The sequence below is a fragment of the Streptomyces sp. NPDC004647 genome, from assembly GCF_040609575.1.
Lineage (GTDB): Bacteria > Actinomycetota > Actinomycetes > Streptomycetales > Streptomycetaceae > Streptomyces.
Genome location: NZ_JBEXKU010000190.1, coordinates 1 through 2,523 on the forward strand (window position 1 = coordinate 1; position 2,523 = coordinate 2,523).

Genomic DNA, 2,523 nt, shown 5'->3' on the forward strand with positions numbered 1-2,523 from the left:
GTCCCTCTCGGAGTAGATCTGCTGGCCGACTGGACAGGCCCTCTGCTTGGGTCCGGATTCGATCCTCAGCAGCCCACGTGCTGGCTGGTGGAGGGACTGCTGTACTTCCTCGAACCGCACGAGCGCGACGTGCTGTTGCATCGGCTCACTGACTTGTCGGCCGCCGGGAGCCGACTCCTTGCGGACTACGTCGGCCAGACCATCCTGGACAGCCCAGGGATGGCGGCCTGGCGCGCACGCATGGCTGAGCAGGGGCATCCGTGGAAGTCGGGCAGTGACCGGCCCGAGGAGGTCTTCGCCCCGCTCGGCTGGGAGATCCAGGTGTCCGCGGGTGGCGATCCGGACGCGGGCTACGGCCGCTGGCCGGACGCGGCCGTCGCGCCCGGGATGCTCGAGACGCGCGGCCCGTATCTCGTGATCGCCGGCAAGCAGTGACGGCCCAGCACGCCCTACTTGCCGCGAGCAGGGCTACTTGTGCAGCCCGACGAAGGATGGGCCGACGCGCACCGGCTTCACCTCAATGGTCCTCCACACGTCCTGAACGGCGTACGGCTCGATCTTGAGCCAGGCGTCCAGCTCGGCCCTCGACGGGTATTCCAGGATCAGCATGGACCCGGTCACCCGGTCGTTCTCGTCGAGGATGGCGACGCCGAAGAGCATGTGGCCTTCGGCGACCAGTTTATCGCCCAGCGCAATGTGCGCCTCACGTGCGGCCAGGCGGCGATCCAGGGCACCTTCGTCCGTGCCGTCGTAGGCGATGAGCATGAACTGCATGCGGTTCTCCTTGTGTTGGCGGTCGCGCATATGGTGATGGCCGGAGCCGGGGCACGCTCAGATCGCCGCGCCGACGACTGCCTGCGGTGAGAAACCGGCGGGCCATCGCGTCGTCTCGTCCCAGGTGGTGGATGAGTCCATGCTGATGTTGTCCAGCAGACAGCCGGTCAGATCGGCGCCGCGTAGCACCGTTCCTCGCAGGTCCGCCTCGGTGAGGTCGGAGTGGGCCAGATTGGCCCCCGCCAGGTCGGCGGACCGGAGTATCGCCTGGGCCATGTCCGCGTGATTCAGCTGGGAGTCCTGAAGCCGTGCCCTGGTGAAGTCGGTCATCTCAATCACGGCCTCGGACAGGTCGGCCTGTTGAAATCGCAGTCCGTCAGGTTGGCGCGCGAGAGGTTGGCCTTGCGGAGGTTCGCGCCGACCAGGTCGGCTCCGTGGAGGTCCTGCCCTTCAAGCACAATGTCGTGGAGGTTCGCGTCCCGCAAACGGGCTTCAACGAGCGCCCCTTCGGCGAGCCAGCCACGGACGTCCAGTTCGAGGATTGCGCGGAGGGCGAGTCCGTGGTCCGTGCTGCTTGCTTCGCGTACTAGCTGTTGGCGCAGCCTGACGGATTCACGCCGTTCGGCCGGGCGGTCAATCATCAGCACGGTGACCGCGACGGCGACGAGCTCTGCGTCCACCGAGGTGCCGACATCGCTGACCAGACCCGACCAGGTCCAGCCCTTGGCGGAGACGTGGCCGACGACGATGCCGACCAGCCCGGCAGTCATGATCAGAGCCCCGATGGCGACCGGGGAAAGAGACCGCGATGACTGGACATCAGCCGCTCCCCAGGTGACAAAAGGAAACATCACACGGCATAGCGGACTGCAGTGCGCGAGTCTGCGACTCTTGGTCTCGGCTCCCGGCGGCGTGGGCGCCGGAGCAGGAGTGAGCGACCACAGGCTTACTGGCAGGACGTGTTCCGAGACGGCGACGACCTGGTCCTCCTCGTCGCATCCGGTGTGCAGAACGCGGAAGATCCTGCTGTCGGTGTCGATGTTCAAGAACGCGGCTTCCTCAGCCGACGGGGGCTGGAGGAGTCCGCCCCCGCAGTCAACCCCCAGGGTGTGGGCGCCCGGCGATCGGGCCCACCATCAACGTGGCCTATCCGAAAGAGTTGCTGGACCGGATTGAACAGGCTGCGAAGGACGCCGGTGTGAGCCGTGCGGAGTGGCTGCGTCAGGCCGCCGCCGATGCGGTCCAGGCAGCCGAGTCCGGCAAGTAGCCCTGCGGCGCCGGGGCGGTGCGCTACCGTACATGGCGTGGCGTCGCTCTCCGCGTGAGCGGAGGTGACCCGTCGTGGGTTCGGAATCCTGATCCGGATTAGCGTCACTCTCCCCGCCGACGCGGGGGTGATCCGTTGGGTGGTTGAGAACTACCAGCTGATCAAGCAATTTCCCCGCCGATGCGGGGGTGGCCCCAGTATCGGGGGCAATTGGAACTGCTCCCCGCCTGCGCGGGGATGATCCGTAGTCTTGTCTCGGATCCCAGTCGGCCCCGCATTCGCGGGGATCGCGCCCCGACCTCCACACGGAGGGCGGGGCGCTCTGCTGTGCGCGGAGCCGCCCTGACCCTCGCCCGAGAGCGTCCGCAAACGATCGACCTTGGCGGGGTGGCGGTCGCGCGTCCCGGTGACACCGTCACGATGACGGTCGAGCTGGGGCGGGACGTGCCGGTCGAAGCGGGACTCGGCTTCGCGATCCGGGA

Annotated in this window: 5 protein-coding genes; 2 read left to right on the top strand and 3 right to left on the bottom strand. The window is 67.5% G+C overall.

Annotation, left to right across the window (positions count from 1 at the left end; all coding sequences use genetic code 11):
• Positions 1-435, top strand: a 435-nt coding sequence (locus tag ABZW18_RS34550; protein WP_356195427.1) for a class I SAM-dependent methyltransferase, incomplete at its 5' end; no start/stop codon positions are given.
• 33 nt (positions 436-468) lie between these two features.
• On the opposite strand, the gene ABZW18_RS34555 is transcribed toward ABZW18_RS34550, so the two are convergent.
• Genes ABZW18_RS34555 through ABZW18_RS34565 form a run of 3 tightly spaced genes read right to left on the bottom strand, consistent with a single transcriptional unit; the run spans position 469 to position 1,820 of the window.
• Entirely contained in the window at positions 469-774 is a 306-nt protein-coding gene (locus tag ABZW18_RS34555; RefSeq protein WP_356195430.1) for a YciI family protein, read from the bottom strand.
• Positions 775-831: 57 nt separating this feature from the next.
• Positions 832-1,104: a pentapeptide repeat-containing protein gene (locus tag ABZW18_RS34560; RefSeq protein ID WP_356195432.1), complete on the bottom strand. Its 273-nt coding sequence runs from the start codon at positions 1,102-1,104 to the stop codon at positions 832-834.
• A gap of 5 nt (positions 1,105-1,109) precedes the next feature.
• On the bottom strand, positions 1,110-1,820 hold the full coding sequence (locus ABZW18_RS34565; protein ID WP_356195434.1) for a pentapeptide repeat-containing protein: 711 nt from the start codon (positions 1,818-1,820) through the stop codon (positions 1,110-1,112).
• A 95-nt stretch (positions 1,821-1,915) separates the two neighbouring features.
• Between ABZW18_RS34565 and ABZW18_RS34570 the strand changes: the two genes are divergently transcribed.
• The gene (locus ABZW18_RS34570) at positions 1,916-2,041 is read left to right on the top strand and encodes a ribbon-helix-helix protein, CopG family (protein ID WP_356195437.1); all 126 of its coding nucleotides are present in this window, start codon (positions 1,916-1,918) and stop codon (positions 2,039-2,041) included.
• Positions 2,042-2,523: the final 482 nt, after the last annotated feature.

Bases quoted from the DNA above. Each gene is read 5' to 3' on its own strand.
- ABZW18_RS34555 (WP_356195430.1), bottom strand. From the start codon at position 774: ATGCAGTTCATGCTCATCGCCTACGACGGCACGGACGAAGGTGCCCTG.
- ABZW18_RS34560 (WP_356195432.1), bottom strand. From the start codon at position 1,104: ATGACCGACTTCACCAGGGCACGGCTTCAGGACTCCCAGCTGAATCAC.